The 20,168-nt window shown below is 43.9% G+C and carries 23 protein-coding genes; 3 read left to right on the forward strand and 20 right to left on the reverse strand.

What is annotated here, in order from left to right; all coding sequences use genetic code 11:
• The first annotated feature begins 117 nt into the window (after positions 1–117).
• A complete protein-coding gene (locus tag KR50_RS16205; protein WP_041061109.1) occupies positions 118–426 on the forward strand; it encodes a hypothetical protein in 309 nt (102 codons plus the stop codon).
• Positions 427–625: 199 nt separating this feature from the next.
• Here KR50_RS16205 and KR50_RS16210 read toward each other — a convergent pair whose 3' ends face one another.
• The 6 genes from KR50_RS16210 to flaG all read right to left on the reverse strand — a co-directional run bounded on the left by KR50_RS16210 (position 626) and on the right by flaG (position 5,316).
• Positions 626–1,525 carry an ABC transporter permease subunit gene (locus tag KR50_RS16210; protein WP_041061112.1) on the reverse strand — a complete coding sequence of 300 codons (900 nt, stop codon included), beginning with the start codon at positions 1,523–1,525 and terminating at the stop codon, positions 626–628.
• Positions 1,515–2,417, reverse strand: a complete 903-nt coding sequence (locus tag KR50_RS16215) for an ABC transporter permease subunit (protein WP_041061115.1) — start codon at positions 2,415–2,417, stop codon at positions 1,515–1,517. The genes KR50_RS16210 and KR50_RS16215 overlap by 11 nt, the downstream gene beginning before the upstream one ends.
• A gap of 253 nt (positions 2,418–2,670) precedes the next feature.
• Positions 2,671–3,018 carry a flagellar protein FliT gene (locus KR50_RS16220; protein ID WP_041061120.1) on the reverse strand — a complete coding sequence of 116 codons (348 nt, stop codon included), beginning with the start codon at positions 3,016–3,018 and terminating at the stop codon, positions 2,671–2,673.
• Positions 3,015–3,416: a flagellar export chaperone FliS gene (gene fliS / locus KR50_RS16225; protein WP_041061122.1), complete on the reverse strand. Its 402-nt coding sequence runs from the start codon at positions 3,414–3,416 to the stop codon at positions 3,015–3,017. The genes KR50_RS16220 and fliS overlap by 4 nt, the downstream gene beginning before the upstream one ends.
• Before the next feature lie 31 nt (positions 3,417–3,447).
• Positions 3,448–4,923 (reverse strand): flagellar hook-associated protein 2, encoded by a 1,476-nt coding sequence (locus KR50_RS16230; protein WP_041061125.1) that lies wholly within the window; start codon positions 4,921–4,923, stop codon positions 3,448–3,450.
• Positions 4,924–4,938: 15 nt separating this feature from the next.
• Positions 4,939–5,316, reverse strand: coding sequence for a flagellar protein FlaG (gene flaG, locus KR50_RS16235; RefSeq protein WP_041061127.1), 378 nt, complete (start codon positions 5,314–5,316; stop codon positions 4,939–4,941).
• A gap of 227 nt (positions 5,317–5,543) precedes the next feature.
• On the opposite strand from flaG, the gene KR50_RS18345 reads away from it, so the two are divergent.
• Positions 5,544–7,319 carry a T7SS effector LXG polymorphic toxin gene (locus tag KR50_RS18345; protein WP_084215647.1) on the forward strand — a complete coding sequence of 592 codons (1,776 nt, stop codon included), beginning with the start codon at positions 5,544–5,546 and terminating at the stop codon, positions 7,317–7,319.
• 21 nt (positions 7,320–7,340) lie between these two features.
• On the forward strand, positions 7,341–7,814 hold the full coding sequence (locus KR50_RS16245) for an SMI1/KNR4 family protein (RefSeq protein WP_041061130.1): 474 nt from the start codon (positions 7,341–7,343) through the stop codon (positions 7,812–7,814).
• 447 nt (positions 7,815–8,261) lie between these two features.
• Here the strand turns inward: KR50_RS16245 and KR50_RS16250 are convergent, their stop codons facing one another.
• The 14 genes from KR50_RS16250 to KR50_RS16315 all read right to left on the reverse strand — a co-directional run bounded on the left by KR50_RS16250 (position 8,262) and on the right by KR50_RS16315 (position 20,096).
• The gene (locus tag KR50_RS16250; protein WP_041061133.1) at positions 8,262–9,119 is read right to left on the reverse strand and encodes a flagellin N-terminal helical domain-containing protein; all 858 of its coding nucleotides are present in this window, start codon (positions 9,117–9,119) and stop codon (positions 8,262–8,264) included.
• A gap of 206 nt (positions 9,120–9,325) precedes the next feature.
• Positions 9,326–9,544 carry a carbon storage regulator CsrA gene (gene csrA, locus KR50_RS16255; RefSeq protein ID WP_041061135.1) on the reverse strand — a complete coding sequence of 73 codons (219 nt, stop codon included), beginning with the start codon at positions 9,542–9,544 and terminating at the stop codon, positions 9,326–9,328.
• A gap of 6 nt (positions 9,545–9,550) precedes the next feature.
• Positions 9,551–9,994 carry a flagellar assembly protein FliW gene (gene fliW, locus KR50_RS16260; protein ID WP_041061137.1) on the reverse strand — a complete coding sequence of 148 codons (444 nt, stop codon included), beginning with the start codon at positions 9,992–9,994 and terminating at the stop codon, positions 9,551–9,553.
• Between the two features lie 18 nt (positions 9,995–10,012).
• On the reverse strand, positions 10,013–10,576 hold the full coding sequence (locus KR50_RS16265; protein WP_041061139.1) for a DUF6470 family protein: 564 nt from the start codon (positions 10,574–10,576) through the stop codon (positions 10,013–10,015).
• 30 nt (positions 10,577–10,606) lie between these two features.
• Positions 10,607–11,491, reverse strand: a complete 885-nt coding sequence (gene flgL, locus KR50_RS16270; RefSeq protein ID WP_041061141.1) for a flagellar hook-associated protein FlgL — start codon at positions 11,489–11,491, stop codon at positions 10,607–10,609.
• A 15-nt stretch (positions 11,492–11,506) separates the two neighbouring features.
• Entirely contained in the window at positions 11,507–13,138 is a 1,632-nt protein-coding gene (gene flgK / locus KR50_RS16275; protein WP_041061145.1) for a flagellar hook-associated protein FlgK, read from the reverse strand.
• Positions 13,139–13,170: 32 nt separating this feature from the next.
• Positions 13,171–13,647, reverse strand: coding sequence for a flagellar protein FlgN (locus KR50_RS16280; protein WP_041061148.1), 477 nt, complete (start codon positions 13,645–13,647; stop codon positions 13,171–13,173).
• A gap of 93 nt (positions 13,648–13,740) precedes the next feature.
• A complete protein-coding gene (locus KR50_RS16285) occupies positions 13,741–14,178 on the reverse strand; it encodes a YaaR family protein (protein WP_041061150.1) in 438 nt (145 codons plus the stop codon).
• Positions 14,179–14,275: 97 nt separating this feature from the next.
• A complete protein-coding gene (locus tag KR50_RS16290) occupies positions 14,276–16,066 on the reverse strand; it encodes a flagellin N-terminal helical domain-containing protein (protein ID WP_041061152.1) in 1,791 nt (596 codons plus the stop codon).
• A 3-nt stretch (positions 16,067–16,069) separates the two neighbouring features.
• Complete coding sequence (locus KR50_RS16295) at positions 16,070–16,522, reverse strand: flagellar export chaperone FliS (RefSeq protein ID WP_041061155.1); 453 nt, start codon at positions 16,520–16,522, stop codon at positions 16,070–16,072.
• A 47-nt stretch (positions 16,523–16,569) separates the two neighbouring features.
• A complete protein-coding gene (locus tag KR50_RS16300; RefSeq protein WP_041061157.1) occupies positions 16,570–16,863 on the reverse strand; it encodes an EscU/YscU/HrcU family type III secretion system export apparatus switch protein in 294 nt (97 codons plus the stop codon).
• Positions 16,860–19,184: a hypothetical protein gene (locus KR50_RS16305; protein WP_041061160.1), complete on the reverse strand. Its 2,325-nt coding sequence runs from the start codon at positions 19,182–19,184 to the stop codon at positions 16,860–16,862. The genes KR50_RS16300 and KR50_RS16305 overlap by 4 nt, the downstream gene beginning before the upstream one ends.
• A 108-nt stretch (positions 19,185–19,292) precedes the next feature.
• Positions 19,293–19,556: a flagellar biosynthesis anti-sigma factor FlgM gene (gene flgM, locus KR50_RS16310; RefSeq protein WP_041061162.1), complete on the reverse strand. Its 264-nt coding sequence runs from the start codon at positions 19,554–19,556 to the stop codon at positions 19,293–19,295.
• 123 nt (positions 19,557–19,679) lie between these two features.
• Positions 19,680–20,096 carry a TIGR03826 family flagellar region protein gene (locus KR50_RS16315; protein WP_041061164.1) on the reverse strand — a complete coding sequence of 139 codons (417 nt, stop codon included), beginning with the start codon at positions 20,094–20,096 and terminating at the stop codon, positions 19,680–19,682.
• Positions 20,097–20,168: the final 72 nt, after the last annotated feature.

Here is a 20,168-nt window from a genome sequence, read left to right on the forward strand (position 1 = left end):
AAATGAAACCCGACAGTTCAGCACTCTGTGACATTCTGCTCTGTTAATACGCTGCACATGAAATAAAACTCTTTATTCGCTATACTTAAGAGACTAATAGCATAAAGGAGCACACGAATGGGAAATGAAATGGAAGACTTTATTATCCAAAACTATCAAAAAGAAGAGCGAATGATGATTCTCGTTTTTGCGCAATGGTGTGTGAATCATGACCTTGATCCAAAAGCACTCTACCTTGAAGCGTATCCACACCAGGCGGAAAACCCTGAACTCAGCGGCGCAATCGATTTGACCGTTTCAAAAGAAGAAGCCGGTGAAGTCCCGGATGACACCGTGCTCGGGGTCCTGTCGATGTTTGGCAACGATGACCTTGCTTTTGTCGTGTCGCAGGAGATGGAGAAGCTGAAAAAGAAGAAAAAAGAATAGCAGACAGAAAAATGAGGCTGGCAAACTGACCAGGCCTCATTTTTTAGTAAAATTTTGCTGTACGATAAATAAAAGAGAACATTCTGGCGTATCTCTGCCAAATGGATAGCAGGAAAACAAAGATTCCAGAGAGAATATTCCACACCTCTCTGCTTCATTTTTATGCCCTTTACCTGTTCCTTTCTTTATCCATGTGCACTTAAACAATTTTGGCATCTACTTGTCTAATCATGATATTCAGCAATAAGATCAGCAGGACAAAGGCCAAGCTTGGCGCAAGGACAATCCAGGGTGCAGTGACTAGATCCGATATACTTTGCCCGACCATCCCTGCCCATTCACCTGATTTTGAAAGGAATAGATCTTCATCTGCACCAATAATGCCTCCTTCTAAATCACCCCCGATAAAAATCTGAAATACTCCAAGATGCAAGAGCAGGATCAAGGCTGATATCATTTGCTGCAAAAGAACAATCATCAATCGAGGCTTCAAAACAGGAATAATATGCTTTAACACAATATGACTCTTTGAAGCACCTAGCTGAAACGAAGCATGGATATATTCCATTTTTAAAATCTCCCCAAATTCCTTTGAAAAGACCATTAGTAAAGGAGGAATACCGACCAGCGTTAATACCAGAAACTGAAAGGACATCAGCGGGACCATTCCATGTGTTTCATCTATCAGTAAAAAAGCAAATGCCAAAAAGTACACCAAAATAAATGCAGGTATATTGATGTATGGCTGCAGAAAGGTTTCGGTTAGTTTTTTGACCGGTTTCCACGTAAAAGTCAACAGCGCTCCAAGAACGATGCTGAATACGACTCTCAGCAGGCCTACTCCAAACACAAAAATCAACGTATATTTTGCTCCATTTAAAATTCGCAAACTTAAATCATTGCCATTCCGGTCCGTTCCAAGCGGATGATCAAACGATGGCGGGAACGGAGGCGAGACCATCTCTCCGGAAGCATCCGGTTTCATGTTTACCGGTTCTACCCTCTCTTTAAATCCCCATTCATAAACAAAGCTGGCAGTTAATAAAAGCAGCAGTAGGACTAAAATCGAATAAATAAGAGTGTTTGAGTTAGTTTTCATCATTCACTCTCCTTTTATCAATCTGGGAAAAGATCCATTGCAAGAGCGCATAGGGAATTAAAAAAAGCATAATCGCAATAGCTAGTATGGAGCTGTCATTTGCGCGATATAAAATCATCGTAAAACCTTGAATAACAAATAAATACTCAATCACGATCAGCCCGGAAAGCATCATCCAGTAAATTAACCCAACATGATTGGTGATCGAAAAAAAGATGTTTCTTAACACATGAACCAAAAAAACATATTGCCGCGAAAGCCCTTTAGATAGGGCAAAATCTATGTATTCCTTGCTTTGTTCATCATCATGAATTCGTAAAGAAATCTTCAACAGCAGCACAGTCGGCGTAATGCTTAAACAAATCACAGGCAGCAAATACACATCGTTTCCGATCCCGTAAAGCTGAAGCAGCTTAAAACCGGTTTCTTTATATAACAGTATGACGCTTAATTGAAAAATCAAAATCAAGATCACATCAGGGATGCAGTCCAAAAATACCAGAATCCACTTTGCGAACTTTTTCATACGGTATGTAAGCAAATGATACAAATACGTTAAAATCAGTACGACCATAAAAGCAATTCCTAATGACATGAGTAAAAGAGACATGGAGTATTGATAGGCTTCCAGCATATATCCCATATCAATACGAACACCGAAAAAGGTCGTTTCTTCCTGTTCATAGAAACGCAAAAGACCTATCACCGTTGCGGCTACTTCCTGCAGATAATTCACAGGGAAAAATCCAACAGCAGCCTCTTCCACTTTGCTTGATGTGAGCAGATAGGGCAAAGACGCGATGCTGCAGATGCTGATCACAATCACTATCAATTTTAATAATAAGTTCAATGCTGTTATTGCAAGGTACATGGGGGTACTTTTTTCAATCATAAGGAACTCCTTTTGCCTTAAACAGAGCAACCACAGGGTCATCGTACGACGAATGAATCAGAAGTCTGCCAGGTACATAGATAATAGATAGAATGGTTTCCATTTATTATCATATCAGACTTATAGTTGGATAAGGATTACTTTTTTTAATAGAGTCAGGTTGTACATTAAATCGCAAAACAAAAAATCGCCCTTGAATGCACCTGGTCTCCTCTTTAATAGAGTCTGACCCAGTGCCTTCAAGGGCGTTTAATTAATTTCGCTTATCGTAAAAGGTTCCGTCGCGATTAACCTGATCATATGGATTAATGTATTTTTTCATATTGGTCTTTTTTGAACGCAGACTCGACATTTCATCCTGCAAATGAAGATGATTGGTGGCTAAAAGCTCCTGGATGCGGCTGTTTAAGCTGATAATCTGATTGCCCATTTCGCGCTCTTCGGGGGAAAAAGGCTCACTGATTTGCGGAAAAAGCTCTTCCCGTTCGTCAAAAAGAGCATTCACCTGATTGATCCACTCTTCCCGGCTTTCCTTCTTTCCGTTAAGCAAAACGGAATAAATCGCTTTAGTTAGACGAAGGCATTGTTCGACTGCACTCATGCCTGATTTCCTGCACCAAATTGCTTTTGACGCTGTGTTTGAATGACGGTTTTCCATGTATCGCGAAGCTCCGTCACCATGCCTTCCACTTCTTCAAGAATGGCTCGGTCATTGTTGATATTCGCTTCCATCAGACGGCGGTTCATGTAGTCATACATCACCATCATATTTTGTGAAACAGAAATATCCATATTCAGGGTCACCATAAACTCCTGAATGATTTTCTGCGCTTTTTGAATCGACTCATTTCTTTTTTCTATATTTTGATCCTCAATCGCAAGCTTAGCCTGTTGAATAAATTTAATACAGCCATTGTAGAGCATTAGAGTCAGCTCGCCTGGACTTTTTGTTGTGACAGAATTCTGCTGATAGGCAGCATACGGGTTATGAATCGCCATGTTGACACTCCTTTTTCCTTTTCACGCTTACTTACATGCCACTGCTGAATGATTGCATCAGGTAGGCCGATTGCTGATTGGCTTTTTGAATCGCCACTTCCATTGCTGAAAACTGTTTGTAATAGCGGCTCTCAAGCATCGCGAGTCTGGATTCAAACCGGTCGATCCGGTCATCCATATTTTTAAGATTTCTACCAATGGCATAGGTGTTGCCTACACTCGTATCACGGCCCGCTTTAGCTATAATATCATCTCTTGTTGCAGAGATCGTTTCTCTTAATCTTCTGGCAAGACCCTGTTCTTCTTTCACAGGACTGTCTTTTGCAAACACATCATAAATAGCGGTTGGATTGTCTGAAATAGCCGCCCGCAGCTTTGTTTCATCAATAATCAGCTTGCCGCCATCACGGTAGTTGTTTGACGTCGTAATGCCGAACTCAGACAACCGTTTCGCATCGCCAAGCCCTTCGACTGCACTGTATAAAACCTGCCGCATCTTGTTCAGAGAGCCGTTTAACGTGGCATCTCCACGCAATGTACCGCTCATTGCCTTTTCATCCCAAAGCTCTGCTTCTTTTTCGGTTAACTCAGAGCGCTGTGCATCTGTTAAAGGAGGGAAATCACGGTACCTGGTTTCAGAGGTTTTCTTACTGATTTCTTCAATAAGCTTGTTGTACTCGTCGGTAAATTTAACAATCGACTCAAAGATTTTTTCTGTGTCAGGAGATGAACTGAACTGAATGTCCTTGCTGCTCGCTTCGTTAATCGTAAATTCAAAACCATTCAGCGTGAACTTATTGGAAAACCGTTCTGTTTCAAGCCCATTATACGTAAACTTGGCGTTTTGCCCTTCAACAATGTCGCCATTATTAAGGTTCAGGGTAGTCGCAAAAAAGGCTCCTGTCAGCTTAATTTCATCGCCTTCCTTCGCTTTTCCGGTTTGCTTTGAGGACATGGAAACGGTGCCTGTAAACGAGTCGTAGAACATATTGACGTTCGCGTTTTTATTAATTTTTTCAATTAACGAATTCATCGATTCTTCAGCTGGATTAAATGTTAAGGTATAGCCTTCAGGATCAAGCTCTCCCTTTTCGTTGATTGTCTGAATCGTGATCGTCTGTTCAGGATCACCCGCAGCGCCAAGCTTGGCAGCAGGATCAAGCTCGATTTTTGCGTTGCTTCGAAGAGTCGCAGCACGCGCCACCTGGCTGACATTAATCGTCCCACCCATATCGCTTGTCGCAGAAAGACTTTTGATAGAAACGTCAGGTGAAGAGCTCGTCACCGTTTTTTGTGAAAACGTTGAAGGCCGCAAGACTGTATCAAAAACCAGATTGCTGAAATCATTCATTTTCCGGTTTAAATCACGGTAATCATCCCGCTGCCATTCGGTGTACTGCTTTTGCTGCGTCAGTTTATCTAGCGGCACCCGATTGGCATTCATCATCTCTTTAACTATTGAATCAATATCCATGCCGCTTGCAAGTCCGTTAATTCTCATACTCATTTCATTTCACTTCCCTCAGATCTTTTTATCTACCAGTAATCCTAAAAATTCTGTCATCGATGCGTGCATATCAAGCATCCGCTTTGCCGGGATTTCCCGCACAATTTCTTTTGTCACTTCATCGACTACCGTGACGTAATATTCCTTCAGGCCTTCATGAAATTCAAATTTTATATGTGTAGGCGTCGGAGAAGCTGCTAAAAACTCATTCATGCTTTTCACGATTTTATCTACCTTTGTGGTATCGATGCGCGAAGCGAAACCTGGTCCATGATTTAACTCCACCACTTCTTTTGCAGAACTTTCTTTCCCTTCGTTTACCTTTGGGGCATTTTGAGGCAATGACTGTGAAGCAATTTCCCTGGTCGTTAAAGATGACATAACCTTCTCCATACTCGGCACCCGCCTTTTACGGTTCTTTTTGTTTATATCGGCCTCTTTGGCATATCATTAACGATTTTTCGAGAAAAGCAGAGGTTCTTTTTCAATAGACTTAAGAAGAAAGCCTTCTGTTTGTGACTTATAGCCTATTTTCAAGTCTTTTCCTATTTAAAGTTGAAGCGGATGGATGTTGTTCATTACAATAAAGGAAAATAGTAGAAACCAAAGGAAGTGAAGCGATGACGCAAACAGTCAGATATGACGCAGCCGCTTTAAAAGAAACCATGGAAGAGCGTGTCCATCAGTACGTCACCTTTCGAGAAAGCCTCGACGTTTTACGGGAAAAAATGAGAGCCGTGACGGATCTTGGCGAAGCGTTTGAAGGCAAAGCAGCCGAAGCGATTAAAAGATTCTTCACCGCCCAAATCGACGTGGTGGACATGTGGCTGCAGCTGGTGGAGCAGCAAATTGCGTTTATGGAAGATGTCGGAGCGATGGCAGAAGACCGCAAGCTCGGCGGCAGTACGAAGATGGATGTGCCTTTCCTGGAAGACGACCTGAATGCTGCTCACAAACGGACAGCGGACATGATTCAGCAGCAGCACGAGGATCTATCCTCAATCCTGTTGCGGATCCGGGATCTTGTTTCACTTGAGGCGTACTCTCCTGCCCAGATTGAACTGTCGATGCAAGACGCTAAAAACAAGCGGGATGACACGGTTGAACAAATGGAAGAGCTTGATCAGGTTCTGGTAGACGAATACGGGCTGTCGGTGGAATCTGAAACACTAATTCTCGCTCTGATCGAAGGATTGCTTCAAGCCACCACACAAAACGGAACATTCTCGCCCATGTCCTTTAATGTGAATGCCTATGAAAATAGCGAAGCGCATGCTGCCATCGAAGCATCCCAGCAGCGCAGCACCGAATACATTAAGCACAAACAACAGCTGCACGAAGCTCGAGAAGCCCAGGCGCGGCAAGCCGAACTCGATGCACGTTCCGGCCTTGAGAAATTTCTGGATGGCACCAAAAACTTCGTTGGTGAGTTCTCAGGCTATTATGATACAGTGAGAGCATCAACCGGCGTCGACCCTGTCACAGGACGCGAGCTCAGCGCCTCTGAACGAACCGCTGCAGCCGCCTGGGCCGCCGCAGGCATTGTCCCGATTCTCGGACCCGCCTCCAAAGTAGCCAAGGGCGGAAAAGCCGTATTCGCAGTTTCCAAAGGATCAAAAGCAGCCACCGCGCCGCTGACCGCCTTTAAATCCAGCACCCAAGCCTTCACCCGCGTCTCCCACGCAGAAAAAGGCATCTACGGCCTCGTCAGCGCCAACGGCTTATCCGGCTTCTTCTTCGGCCAGGACCTCCTAGGCAACGAAGTCACCGCAGAACAAAGAACCGAAATGCTCATGATGGGCTCCATGCTGCCATTTGGTGCAGGGATGAAAATGGTGAAGGGCAATGGCCCGGATGTGTTGGGGGTTGGAGTTAGAGGTTCGAAAAAAACTAATGAAGTAATAGAAACCAATCTAAGTAATATTAGCAACTTTATTAATGGCAATAAGAAATTTGATGAAGTTATTGAAGATTATGCAAAAGTATATAAAGAAAAAGTAGATTTAAACAAACCATGGTCTTGGGATGACACTATTCCTGGTGGGGATAGCTTGTCTCCTGCTCAAAAAAGAAAGATAAAAGAAGTTGCTGTAAAAGAAAGACATATTCCTGATATTAAAGTTATGAAAGTAGAAGGTATGAGATATGGATTTGCTGATTTTGCAAGTCCAGGTATTGTAGAAAAGACTGTTCAGCTACCAAAGGAATTTTGGAAGTTATCTGATAAAGAACAGTTTAAGTGGTTAGATGAAAAAATAGGTGGTACAAGAAAAGGAATGACATGGCATCATACGGAGGTTCCTGGTAAAATGGAGTTAGTTCCATTTGGAATTCATAATATCACACCTCACAATGGTGGAAGAACTAAAGGTATGTGGGCAGACTCTCCAAGATAAAATTTTGAGGAGGAATTAAAATTGGAATTCAAAGATGGATCTATAATATATCCCTTGCCGGACGAAAACTTACTTTCAGATAAGGAAAGCAAGTGGAGAGTAAATTTACCAGTTGAATATAGAGAATTTATAAAAAGATATAACGGTGGTACACCCATAAAAGATAGTTTTACTTGTAACAACCATACTTATGCTATTGATCGGTTTTTATGTATTTTAAAAGTAACTGGGGAAAGAGAAGATGAGTACTACGACATAGGAGTAGTTAGAACACAATTAGAAGAGAGAATAGTTTTTGATGAAGATTTGGTAGGTACTGAACTCCTGCCAATAGCTGTTTTATTTGCAGGGGATTTTGTTTGCTTAGACTTTAGGAATAATAGTGAAGAGCCCATAGTGTGTGTTTGGAACCATGAGGAATCTTCAGATTTAAATCCAGTAACATATATGGTAAGTAATAATTTTGAAGAATTTCTAAGTCTATTAACTGAATAGTATACTAAAATCAATATTGAGTTAGTGTATCGCTCAATTTTATCTGACCTACAAATAAGTACTTGATTTCCTACCGGGGATCAGGTTCTTTTTTGTATGGTATCATATATAAGGGAAATATTCGGAACAGGATGATAGAACCCAATTAATAGGATGAGTTATCACGCAGTTCCATCTTTTATCTATCTATTAGCCCCATATACTTCCTTAACCTTAGACAGTTTGTTCTTTGTCTTTTTGTGTAAACTGATTAACATAACATTGCTATTTCTTGCCTGAAGTTTGCACCACCTTCTTCAGATTCTGGATCATCACGGATACCATATCGTTAAGCTAATAGTTATAAGTTCTATCTGATATGGACTCTTCCCCTATAACTTACAGACCATATCTTGCGGACTAAAAAAGACCCCAGCTGAGCTGAAGTCTTTTTTAAAAAACATAAAATTAACGAAGAAGTTGAAGAACACCTTGTGGCTGTTGGTTAGCTTGAGCAAGCATCGCTTGAGCAGCTTGAGAAAGAATAGAATTCTTCGTTTGATTCATCATTTCTTTCGCCATGTCTACGTCGCGAACACGTGATTCTGCAGCAGTAAGGTTTTCTGCAGATGTGTTTAGATTGTTAATAGCGTAATCTAAACGGTTTTGATAAGAACCTAGATTTGAACGTTCTGCTGAAACTGTTTTGATTGCATTATTAATAGTGGTAATCGCAGCTGTTGCAGTAGCAGCATCTGTTGAAATATCAATTGCATTCGCATCTTCAGCATCAGTAGTAGCGATACCAAGCCCTGTTGAACCGGTCATATCTCCTAGTGTCAATTCAATTTGTTGACCTGTATTAGCACCAACTTGGAAAGTGAAGGTTCCATCTGTGTTGGGTCCACCAGCACCAGTAAGTAAATCTTGACCATTAAACTGTGAATCTTTAGCAATACGATTGATATCTTTAGCCAGTTGATTAGCTTCATCTTGAATAGCTGTGCGATCTTCAGTAGTATTTGTATCATTTGAGGATTGTACTGCTAATTCACGCATACGTTGTAGCATAGAATGAGTTTCATTTAATGCTCCTTCAGCAGTTTGTATTAAAGAAATACCATCTTGTGCATTTCGTGAAGCTTGCTCCAAGCCACGAACTTGCCCACGCATCTTTTCTGAAATTGATAGTCCAGCTGCATCGTCAGCAGCACTATTAATACGAAGACCTGAAGCCAATTTCTCCATAGAATTTGACTGCGCATTAGTAGCACTTGAAAGCTGACGGTGAGTGTTAAGAGCTGTGATATTGTGATTGATAATCATTTGTAATTTCCTCCCTGAATGTGTCGCAAACATCCTTGTTCGCGAGTTGGTTTTTTCGAGCAAGTCGATAGCGGCGCCGCTGTCTTTTTGCTTACACTACTTATATCGGACCTTGGTGGGAGTTGTTAATAGTTTTTTAAAAGTTTTTTTACTTTTTCGGGACTTTTTTCATCCATGAAAAAAGCTGCACCGGGTGAGGGAGCAGCTTAGGGTTTTCGTATAAGGTTAAATACATCGGCGACGCCTACGGATGCAGATTCGTTTTCTTCCTGGATGTTCAGGTAAACTTCCTTGCGGTGGATATCGACGTGCTTGGGAGCGTTGATGCCGAGTTTTACCTGGTCGCCGCTTGAGCTGATGACGGTGATTTCGATGTCATCGCCGATTTTGATGGCTTCACCGGTTTTGCGTGTCAGTACGAGCATGCGCGGTCACTCCTTTTCTTCAGCGGGGGTCAGGATGCGCTGACGTGTTTGGTAGCCGCTGTCGTTTAAAATGACTTGCTTTGCTTTGCGGTTGGCGGTGTTGAAGATTAGCGGTGCCTGCAGGTTGGCGGTCGTCTTTTCAAACGGCTCCTGCACATTTAAAATGACGAGGGCTAGAGCATCTTCCGGCTTTTCAAGACTCAGTGCACTCACCGTCGAGTCTTCAAGTTTAAATTGATAATCAGCCGCAAAGGCGAACGGATTGGTAACGACAAATCCGAGCTCCGGAGTGGTTGTGGATTGCAGCACGTGAAACACATCGTTTTCAGGAAACGCAATCAGGGCAAATTCTTTTTCGTCTACAAATCCAGGAATGCCGCTTTCAAACAACCAGAATTCTTCCTGGTTGGCTTCGATCTGACCGTGGTATTTTGTTTCAAGTGTTGTCATGCATCCCATTCCTTTTTGTTAAATTTCCGTATTGACGACTCGTATGTTAAGTGATTCACGCTGTCTCATGGAGATTGACACGTCTCCGGCTTGATGATCAATAATAGGCTTTTGGGCGCGTGTCCGGTTGATGACTTTTTGCGGTGACGCGTCAATATGTGTGCTTCCTTGCTGATACCTTACCTTAACACTAAAAGGCGGCGGGATAAACCCGATATTGAAGGACTGTTCAGGGCCGTTGCTGTTTCGTGCGGCGATAGATTGAATGACGCGTCCGCCTTTTTCAATTTCCATAAGCTGATTGCCTTCACTTGTTCTTCGGCTCATGCCTGCCTGGACCTCCTGCATGCCTTTGCTTGCCGCTTCCCGAATGAGCTGAGGAGTACGCTTGAGTCCCATGGCTGCCCACGCCTGCGACTGATCAATGGTTAATCTGCCGGGTGTCGTGCGGATGGTCATTTGCGCCTTCGGTGATTCCAGGTCAAGTTTAGCGGACGGCTGCTGAATCGACTGGCTCGCTTTGGTCGAGCTTATACCGATTTTGGCAGATGTGGATTGCATTTGTAGCTGCGGAATTTGCATCGCATTCACCTCATGGCGCAGAATCTTTTATTAACGAAGGAAATCCATTAAAGAAGGCTGGACAATACGCGATCCGATCGAAAGTGCAGCACGGTGAACACTTTCCTGTACTTTAAGGTCTGTGATCACCTTTTCAAAATCGATATCTTCGTTCTCAGACATAATTTTTGTCGCGGTTACTTCCTGTTCTCCCACACGGATCTCCATTAATTCCACCCGGTTATGGCGGGCTCCTAAATTGGCTCTCGTATCGGTCACATTTGAAATATGGCCGTCCATTTGATTTAAAAAACCACTGATGTCTTTGCCTTCTGTGTCTGGATCATTCAATCCAGCAATAAGAGAATCCAGATCATCAAAAAGATCAGATGAAAAAACCGCTGTTGGATCTACATTGACGGAAATATACACGCCTTTAGAAAGTTCAAGGTCAATCGATTCAGAGTTTGCAGATACCTTAACAGGGTCCTGAGACAAATCAATCGGCTTTTCGAGTGTATTGGTTCCGTTAAACAAAAACTTGTCCCCAAACTTCGTGTTTCCAAGCTCGGCCAAATGCTCTTTCAACTGGTCAATTTCCTCGCTAATCGATTTTCTTTGCGCAGCGTCATACGTATCATTTCCTGCCTGCACGATTAATTCACGGACACGCTGAAGTGCAGATCCTGTTTTATCAAGTGTGGCATCAGAATTTTCAGTCCAGTTATACGCTTCAGAGTAATTTCGTTTAAACTGCTCGGTTTCAATCATATTTCTTCGGTAGGAGATGCCTTTCATGGCGACTACCGGGTCATCTGACGGGCGGTTAATTTTTTTCTGGGTGGCAATCTGGTCCTGGAATTTCCCCATCTTTTCAAAGCTTGACGATAAATTCCGCATCATATTGCCTGACAGCATGGATTGAGTCACACGCATGATCGATCACTCTCCTTATCTTCCGACTAAGCCCATTCCGTTTATAATTTTATCGAGCATTTCATCCACCATGGTAATGCTTCGCGCAGCGGCGTTATAGGCATGCTGGAACTGAATCATATTGCTCATTTCCTCATCAAGTGAAACGGAGGATACTGATAGACGTTTTTCTTCAACCGACTCTGTTAACACAAGGCTGTTTTGCCCCATACGGTTTGCCTGCATTGCATTAACACCCAATTTGCCGACCATTCCTTCATAAAACGAATTTAACGAGCCGTTTTGGATGGCGCTTAAACCGGGGAGATCAATTGTTTCGTCTGTTCCTTCAAGCTTTAGGGCGCCGTCTGACAATATCATGCTTTGAATATTAGAAAGATTAATGGCGTTTTGTCCGTTCCCTGCGTTTACCGCTCCGCTCTCTGAAACAGACATGGAGGCGGCGATATCCTGCGCGTTTAAATCCGCAAGCTTGAGTCCTTTTGCTGCTCCTTCAAAAGATGCTGGATTTGCCAGTTCAAAAAACGGCTTGCCCTTTTCACCCTTAAGATCTGTTCCTTTTTCATGGACGGCATTAAACGCATTTGCAAACGTAAAGGCCATCTTATCAAGGTCGCTGAGCATATCGGGATAAAGTCCTTTTTCAACCGTTTCGCCATTGGCGTTTGTATGACTGTAGCTGTAGGATTCGATCATCCCGCGGAGCTTGCCTTGCGCAAATTGAATCGTGCCATTTTCATTGGCAAATGGAATTGAGGTGTTCAATGCTTTTCCTTCACTTGTAAAAAGCTGAATCGAAGAAATGGTTTCCGGCGTTTGATCATTCATTCTGCCGTTTGCATCCGCAAAACCGAGCTGGTTGAACCGGTTTCCTGTGACAAGGGGCTGTTCTTTGCCGTTTTCGCTCACAAGCGTGATATTATAAACGCCTTCAGCGATTTTTAGGTCATTTCCGCCGGAAGGTGTTTTCTGTACATTGATTTTCACCATTTGTGAAAGCTCGTCCACTAACGCGTCCCGCTTGTCGTACAAATCATTTGGCAGGTAGCCGTGCGGTTCAACGCCTGCAATCTGGCTGTTTAGTCCGCTGATTTGCTCTAACAGGGAATTGACGCTTTTTAAGCCGATGCCGATTTCACTGCCGATATCTTTCTGGATGGTTTTAAGGGAATCGCTGGCATAATGAAACGTATCCACCGCTGCCTGACCGCGTTCAAGTACGACGCTTCTTGCGCCTGTGTTTTCTGGGTTCACCGATAAATCCTGCAGCGACTGCCAAAATTCGCCCATGACCGCAGACAAGCCGTTTGTCGTCGGCTCATTCATAACATCCTCCATTTTACTGAGGGAGGTTGCTCGCGCGTCCCAATAGCCCAGTTTATTGGACTCATTGCGGAACTGATCGTCCAGAAAGCTCTCGCGCACGCGCTGAATGGAGCCTGCTTCTACGCCGGTTCCCAATTGTCCGGGAATTTGCGGGCGGTTCATGGCAGCTGTCGGGAAGGCTTCAGTCGGCGTGAAATTCACACGCTGTCTTGAGTAGCCCGGTGTGTTGGCATTGGCAATATTATGACCAGTTGTGTGCAGGGCGCTTTGCTGTGTGTTTAAGGCGCGTCTTGCAACTTCGAGTCCGTGAAAAGTAGACATTCTTCAACCTCCAGTGTAGTCAGTTAATCAGGTCAGGCTTGTGAGTCAAAAAGCGGCTTGATCGTTTCATTTGATTGATCGTCGCCTCGATTGCCATAGGTTTGCGTATCTGCGCTCGGCATCAGCAGGTCCATATTCAGCGAAACAAACTGCATCGACTGCTCCAGTAAAAGCTGATTCAGTGTGTTGGTTTCTTTTAGCGCTGTCAGTACAGCTAGCATTTCTTCCTGCATGTGCAAAAGAGGTTCATGCTCTTTTTCTTCTATATAAGGAAGTGCTTCCTGCAGACCTGCACTGTTTTTGCCGGTAAGCTCTGTCATAAGTCCGATGCGTTTTTTCTCGAGTGTGTTAATGGCATGGATGTGCTTTTGTTCTTCCTGCATCAGTGCTGTTAAGGAGGTCAGATTTCCTTCCTTAATGACAGCCGTCTTATTTATGGCGATCTGCTGCAGACTTTTATGCAGCTTCAGCATTTTTTCAAGTAAGTCAATCAGTGATGATCCCGTCATTGGGTTCTCCTTTGGTCAAAAAGTGATCGTGCTTCTCTTTTGTATATCGGCTCTTTGGACGATAAGTTAATGCTTTTTCGGCAATTGCCCTCATTACGTGTAGACATTAATCAGCATCCCTTGAATCTGGCCGATTTTGCTTAAAATATCAATGCCTTTTTGTTCTTTTTGAAGCACGGAATTGGTCAGGTCAATCAGGCCCTGGTCCACTTCCTTGACGATTTTATATACCTTCGTCCGCCCTCTGCGGTTAAAGCCGCGCTGGTCTTCAAGCTGAAGCGCGTTGCTTACGGCCTCTTCCATAAACTGCTTCACAAGTTTTTTATATTTTTTTAAGTCTTCAACAGATCGGGATTCTGCGAGTACTTTTCCCTGGTCTTCAATTTCCTTGGACATGGCGGTCATTTTATCAATGAGCGTGCTGCCTCTTTTTTTTGCCATCACTTCGGAAAACGAGGTGGATTCTTTGGCTTTCTCGGCTTTGGCGGAAGCTTTAGCCGGTCCTGTTTTTGAAATGCGTTGAATTTCCATTTTTATCACTCCACTTGTAAATGTTCCTTTTATCATACGTGCTCACATGAAAAAGGGGAAGAAGCCTATACTCCCATGGCTCTTCCCTCTCACAACATTATTGAAGCAATTGCAAAATTCCCTGCGGCAGCTGATTTGCTTGAGCAAGCATCGCCTGTCCGGCCTGGTTTAAGATGTTATTTTTCGTGAACGTTGACATTTCCTTCGCCATATCAAGGTCACGGATTCGTGATTCAGCAGCCGTCAGATTTTCATTGGCTGACTGCAGGTTTGTAATCGTATGTTCAAGTCGGTTCTGCACCGCACCAAGCTTGCTGCGTTCTTCAGAAACAGATTGAATCGCTTTATCAAATAGGGTAATGGCACGGGAAGCATCGTCAGTTGTCATAACACTGACGCCTTGAGAAGCATTAACACCTGATACAGTAAGGAAGGTGCCGTCCGCTGTGCGGCCAATGCCAAGCTTCGCTGCATCCATTGGATTCACCGTCAGTGTCAGCATTTCAAGCTCATTGGCGCCAATTTGGAAATCAACACTCAACGCTTTTCCTTGGTTTGCGACAAAATCGCTGTCTTTAAATTCAATTTCGAGACCATTCGCTGCCCCGTCATCTGTTTTAATGGTTCCAACTGTTAATGTGTTCCCAACAACAGAGAACGTCTCATCAAGTGCAGGCGCTTTTGTTGCAGGATCCGCAATAGCAGAACCAACAACCCCGTCAATTTCTTCTAGTACAGAAGCGAGGTCCTTGCCTTCAGGGTTAATCGTGACTGATGCAGTTCCGCCTGTATACGGAACAGCCGGCTTGCCAAAATTGATCGTTAAGCCATCAAGCTTCAGGGAGTCGCCTTCTTTTGGTGTTTCGCTGAACGTTAAGCTCACTCGCTCGGAAGAAGCTGCTTCCGGATCCGCATGAAAGGTTGTTGCCGGTCCTCCGGTAAATGGACTTGTCCATCTTGCGCCAGTTAATGTCGGATCAACGGCAACTGAAAGGTCGGCTGCCTCATTTGGCGACATTGGGTTCTGCGTTGAGAAAGTTATAGCAGCCGGGTTAATTTGGCCGTCATTTGCCGCACCGGCATTTGTAGCAGGTGTTTTTGAAACGGTAAAGCTTGGATCTGCTGTTCGAACGGCTGTTTCCAGTGCATTGACCAGCGTGTTGATGTTTCCGATTTTTGCGACGTCAGTTGTTGCTGCTGTGTTCCAGCCTGTTACATTGACCGCAATATTGCCTGAAGCTGTTAAGCCGGCTGTTGGGGAAGCTGCGTTATCAATTTCGTATACTTTGCCGTTGATGGTAAACTTTTTGCCTTCAATGCCTGCGTTATTCAGTTCTCCCACTGACATTGGGAAATCAAGTCTTGCACTGGCAGGTTCACTTGGTGCTGCCGTTACCGTTCCGCCAAACACGCCAAGACCGTTGTAATCAATTTGTGCGTTTGTCGTCTCCAAAAATGCTCTTCCTGTATCAGAACCGTTTAACAGCTTTTTCTGGTTAAACTGCGTAGTGTCTGCGATACGATCGATTTCGGACGTTAATTCGTTAATTTCAGACTGAATCGCTTCACGGTCTGTTTCTTCAAGGGTGCCGTTTGCTGACTGAATCGACAGCTCTCTCATACGCTGAAGAATATCATGAGTGGAAGAAAGGGCGCCTTCTGCTGTTTGCACAAGGGAAATCGCATCAAGGGAGTTGCGCTCTGCCATATCAAGGCCGCGGATTTGAGAACGCATTTTTTCAGAAATGGCAAGTCCTGCAGCGTCATCTGCTGCTTTATTGATCCGAAGACCGGATGATAGCTTTTCAAGACTTTTCGATGTTGCCCCCATGGTCTGATTTAAATTACGGTAGGCATTTAATGCCTGGATATTATGATTAATTCTCATTTTTTACTTCCCCGCTTCCATTGGATTCGGATTGCGCTCCTGCACCATGATGTGTTTTTCGTATTGAGAGGTTCCTATTTTGCCGGCAGATTTAGCGGCTGCAGGCTTTGTTTTTAAAATTTCGGTCCATGCTGCAGAAAGCTCTTCAAGAATAGCGAGCATGTCTTTTGCGAGCTGCGCATCCTTTTTTATGTTTGCTTCAATCGTTTTTTGCGCTATGTAGTTATACACCGCATCCAGCTGATCGGCAATGATGCCTGAGTCATAATTCAACCCTGCTCCAAGGCGGCGCATAATGTCGTTTACTTTTTGCATTCGTTTATTGGCTTCCAGAAACTGCTTGCGATCAATCATTTGGATTGCATCCTTTAATTGGGTGATCGCGGCTTCATAAAGATACGAAGTCAATTCCTGTGAAGATTTTTGATAGAGTAGTTCTTTTGTAAGAAAGTTCATTTTTTCTCCTCCTGCCTACTTTATATATCGGCTGAAGGAGACGTTGTTTAATAGTTTTTTTCCATTTCTTCTATTAAGATCAGCATCTCCGCAATGACCGAATACAGCTGAGGTGGAATGCTGTCGCCAAGGTCTATATCGAGCAGGTTGGCAAGAAGACTCTCATCTTCTTCTAAATGAACATTGTGCTGCTGGGCAAGTTCGATAATACGCTTGCCGAGTGCACCGCTCCCCTGCGCTACGACGCTCGGTGATCCGCCATTTTCATCGTAGCGGATGACGGCTGCAGAAGGACCGTTAACTTTTTTTCTGGCTGCCTGATTAAAATAATGCGGCATCATATACTGAAATCAAATCCTTTCTCTGACATGGCCGGAATGGCGGATCGTTCCTTTTCTTCTTGGGGTGTGGCAGAAACCGATTCTTTTAGCAGTTTGGTAAATTGAATGCTGCCAATCTCGTAGCCGATGTCCTCTAGCCGACTTTTAGCAAGTGCAGTGAGCGGCTTCATTTTTTCTTCAAAGCCAGGCAGATCATTCTTCACTTTAATGGACAGCATCCGTTCGTTAGCTGTCAGCGCAATGCCCACTTCTCCGAGCTTTTTCGTTTCAAATAGAAAGTAAAGACTGCAGTTTTCCCAGTCCACCTTCTGCTCCCCGCTTTTTGATTGAAGAAAAACTTTGAATTCCTCCACTTTGTTTTCAAGCAGATAAGGCAGGGTCATGACCATGCTTTGAAGACCGCTCGCATCGGTTTTACTGAGCAATTGCTGGCCGGTAATTTGATTGAGCATCGAATCACTCTTTACACCAGACTTCTCGCCCTCTTCATGTACCATTTTTAACAGCATGCTTTTAAGTGACGCACTTAACTCTTCTTGTGGTTTCCCTTTTGTCAGCAGGGCATGAGACTGTTCATGTTCATGCGTTAAGCCCATCCCTCTCACATGCTCAAAAAGCTGGCGGCCGGTTGGTTCCTGATGGACCATGTTCATGGAATGACTCACAGAAGTCGCTGCCTGCTTCGAAATTGACGGAGGATCAAGCTGAAGCAGTTCGGTTGAAACCATATGCTGAACCCGCACATCTGCAGGTTTAAAATTAATCTTTTCCATCATAAATTTAACCTCAGACACCACTTTGGCAGCCTCTGCTGTTTGACCTTTTGCCACGAGTCTCGCTGCTTCTGCGAGCTGAGAGCTTCCTTTTAACAGCTTTTTCTCTGTGGCCATATCGGTATAAAGCATAAAATCGCTTTTTAAAATGGCTTGATCAAGCATTTTGATGGTGTTTTCTAGCATGGGCTTTACTTGCGGCACCGCTCTTCTTTGCTGTTGAAGCAGCAGCTGGTCCATCTGCTGGAGGTTTCTCGTAATATCTCTTTTAATCTGTTTAAAATCAATAGCGGCTTGTGATAGCTTTTCAGAGATTCTCGTGACGATAAAGTCCTTTGACTGGGCAGGAAGGGAAGCAGCTAATTGTTCAGAAAGCTGATAGCCTTCGTCCCCTGCCGTGTGCTGGGGTTTCAGCTGCGTATGTGCTTGCTGTAGTACCTGCATGACCTCCTGCCTCGCTGACAGCTCACGGCCTTTATCGAGTGCTGCGGATGCGTGATCGACCGCCTGTTTAATAGAAGCAGATAGATTTTCAGGGAGGTGCTCAGATGGCAGAATCGACTGTTGAATTTCTTTAAGTACGGCGTGCATATCAGGGTTTTTCTGAACGAGCCTGATCGCTTTTTGCAGTGCGTCAACAAGCCCATCCTGCTCCGGGTCAGACGGGTTTTGAATGGGCGCGGATTGATGTAAAGACAGTGACGCCATTTTTGAGACCATGAGCGCTTCAAGCTTCACCGCATCGGACACTTTTTTTGAAAGAGATGAAGAGGCTGTAAGTTCAGAAGAAAATTGAGCCTGCAGCGTGTCTGCAATTTGCTTCAGGCTCGACCCATTCTTCAACGCTTCAGTCAGCTGTTTAATGACAGGATGATCAGGAAACTTTTTTGATAGTGTCTGCAGAACTTCTGCCAGCTTGCCTGCTCCTGCATCGTAAAGCTGCTTCGGGGCATTAGAGAGCTTCGACTGAAGGGCGGGATCTAGTCCTTCCTTTTGCAGCAGTTTGCCCACTTCTTCCCCGACCGTTTTCCCGTGAAGGGCATTGTGAACGAGGTGTAATTGAGTAGAGGTCATATCAAGCTGCTTTTGCGCAGCGGCTGTCACACTGTAAAGCTTGAGCGATACATCTCCGCTGCTTTTAGATATGAAGGATGTAAGCTCCTGAAGCACCTGCTTATTAACAGGAATGCCTTTATCGAGCAGAATCTGTGCTGCCGCTTTTATGTCGGATGAAACCGGCTTTCCTCCATTTAATGCAGTCAGCTGCTGTTCCGAGGATGGTTTTACCGCTTGTTTGACAGGAGGTTCAGCTTGCTTGATGACAGGCATCCCGTCTTTTGAACCGGTCACTTCAACCGAGGTTTTCCCTGATGATGGGAGATCACCTTCCACCTTCACTTTCAGTTCACGCCCGCGAAAATGGACCGTTGCTTCACCGTTTACGTGCTTTTCTTTTATTGTCACTTGAAGAAGATCACCTTTTTGAACAGCTGTGGGGACGTCTGATTTTGAATAAGACTTACCTGCGGGATCGATGTTTACCTGCATCTTTTCTGCACCTCCTGACGATTATTTTCTTTAAAAAAGAGCTCCTGCTTAAGAGTGTTGGCAGAAGAAAAGCCCCTGTAAAAAAACAAGGGCTGGTAAATTAGCTGTTTAGCTTCGGAAATGCTTCAGCAAGTCCGCAGCTGTTTGTTTTGGATCTGCCTGATACGTACCGTTTTCAATATTGAGTTTAAGCTGATTAAGCTTTTCCTGTCTTTCCGCTTGAATCGAACTGTTTTCCTGCATTTCTTTCGCTTGAGATGAAATTTCTACTTTGTCTGCTTTTTGCAGCTTTTGAACATCTGCTTGGTCCACTTTTGCCTGCTGGCGTGCGTAAGGATTGAGATTCGCACTGTTTAACGAATTAATCTTCAAGACAAGTCACCTGCTTTCCTTTTTTCTAAAGGTTGTTTGTTACCTATTATATCGGCAGGCATTGAAAAAATTAAAGGCGCACGGGAAAATTAGAAATAAAGTCCCATGCCCCTTTCTTGTCTTTTATTTTGTGTTTCTCGTTGATAAATAGGTTTTTTGCTGATGGCTTTTGGAGGCTTCTTGAAACTGACGATTGGATTCTTCATGCTTTAAATCATTTTTTATAGAATCTGAGCACGTTCTGCAAAGCTTCGCCTGCGTAATTAATGTGCCACACTGATCGCACGGATACCCAAGCCCGGGAAACTGAGCCGGCTGCAGTCTGCGCTTGCGAACCCACTTGTAGAGCTGTTTTTCTTCTGCTCCTGTAACTTCTACGATCCGTTCTACCGTTGCGGCACGGTTTTCCCGTCTGCGCAAAAACTGATACACCTGCTGAAATAAATCCTCTTCTTCCTGATGGCACTGCAAGCAAACGTCTCGAAGCCCGTTAAAGTTAAAAATCGCATTACATCTAGGACAATTTCTTAATTCTGCCATGATTATTCACCTGATTCCGTTTTCTTTTATTATATAACATACCTGTTATAAGTAGGTAGTATTAATTAGGAA

Origin of the sequence: Jeotgalibacillus campisalis (genome assembly GCF_000829515.1) — a bacterium.
Classification (GTDB): domain Bacteria; phylum Bacillota; class Bacilli; order Bacillales; family Jeotgalibacillaceae; genus Jeotgalibacillus; species Jeotgalibacillus campisalis.

Excerpts from the sequence above, each read along its gene's own strand:
- KR50_RS16290 (WP_041061152.1), bottom strand. The coding sequence starts at position 16,066 with ATGAGAATTAATCATAATATCCAGGCATTAAATGCCTACCGTAATTTA.
- KR50_RS16300 (WP_041061157.1), bottom strand. The coding sequence starts at position 16,863 with ATGATGCCGCATTATTTTAATCAGGCAGCCAGAAAAAAAGTTAACGGT.
- csrA (WP_041061135.1), bottom strand. The coding sequence starts at position 9,544 with ATGCTCGTACTGACACGCAAAACCGGTGAAGCCATCAAAATCGGCGAT.
- KR50_RS16315 (WP_041061164.1), bottom strand. The coding sequence starts at position 20,096 with ATGGCAGAATTAAGAAATTGTCCTAGATGTAATGCGATTTTTAACTTT.
- fliS (WP_041061122.1), bottom strand. The coding sequence starts at position 3,416 with ATGGCGATTCATAACCCGTATGCTGCCTATCAGCAGAATTCTGTCACA.
- KR50_RS18345 (WP_084215647.1), top strand. The coding sequence starts at position 5,544 with ATGACGCAAACAGTCAGATATGACGCAGCCGCTTTAAAAGAAACCATG.
- KR50_RS16295 (WP_041061155.1), bottom strand. The coding sequence starts at position 16,522 with ATGAACTTTCTTACAAAAGAACTACTCTATCAAAAATCTTCACAGGAA.
- flgK (WP_041061145.1), bottom strand. The coding sequence starts at position 13,138 with ATGTCTACTTTTCACGGACTCGAAGTTGCAAGACGCGCCTTAAACACA.
- KR50_RS16305 (WP_041061160.1), bottom strand. The coding sequence starts at position 19,184 with ATGCAGGTAAACATCGATCCCGCAGGTAAGTCTTATTCAAAATCAGAC.
- KR50_RS16230 (WP_041061125.1), bottom strand. The coding sequence starts at position 4,923 with ATGAGTATGAGAATTAACGGACTTGCAAGCGGCATGGATATTGATTCA.
- KR50_RS16250 (WP_041061133.1), bottom strand. The coding sequence starts at position 9,119 with ATGATTATCAATCACAATATCACAGCTCTTAACACTCACCGTCAGCTT.
- KR50_RS16285 (WP_041061150.1), bottom strand. The coding sequence starts at position 14,178 with ATGGAAATTCAACGCATTTCAAAAACAGGACCGGCTAAAGCTTCCGCC.
- KR50_RS16210 (WP_041061112.1), bottom strand. The coding sequence starts at position 1,525 with ATGAAAACTAACTCAAACACTCTTATTTATTCGATTTTAGTCCTACTG.
- KR50_RS16265 (WP_041061139.1), bottom strand. The coding sequence starts at position 10,576 with ATGCAAATTCCGCAGCTACAAATGCAATCCACATCTGCCAAAATCGGT.
- KR50_RS16215 (WP_041061115.1), bottom strand. The coding sequence starts at position 2,417 with ATGATTGAAAAAAGTACCCCCATGTACCTTGCAATAACAGCATTGAAC.
- KR50_RS16220 (WP_041061120.1), bottom strand. The coding sequence starts at position 3,018 with ATGAGTGCAGTCGAACAATGCCTTCGTCTAACTAAAGCGATTTATTCC.
- KR50_RS16280 (WP_041061148.1), bottom strand. The coding sequence starts at position 13,647 with ATGACGGGATCATCACTGATTGACTTACTTGAAAAAATGCTGAAGCTG.
- KR50_RS16205 (WP_041061109.1), top strand. The coding sequence starts at position 118 with ATGGGAAATGAAATGGAAGACTTTATTATCCAAAACTATCAAAAAGAA.
- flaG (WP_041061127.1), bottom strand. The coding sequence starts at position 5,316 with ATGGAGAAGGTTATGTCATCTTTAACGACCAGGGAAATTGCTTCACAG.
- fliW (WP_041061137.1), bottom strand. The coding sequence starts at position 9,994 with ATGACAACACTTGAAACAAAATACCACGGTCAGATCGAAGCCAACCAG.
- flgL (WP_041061141.1), bottom strand. The coding sequence starts at position 11,491 with ATGCGTGTGACTCAATCCATGCTGTCAGGCAATATGATGCGGAATTTA.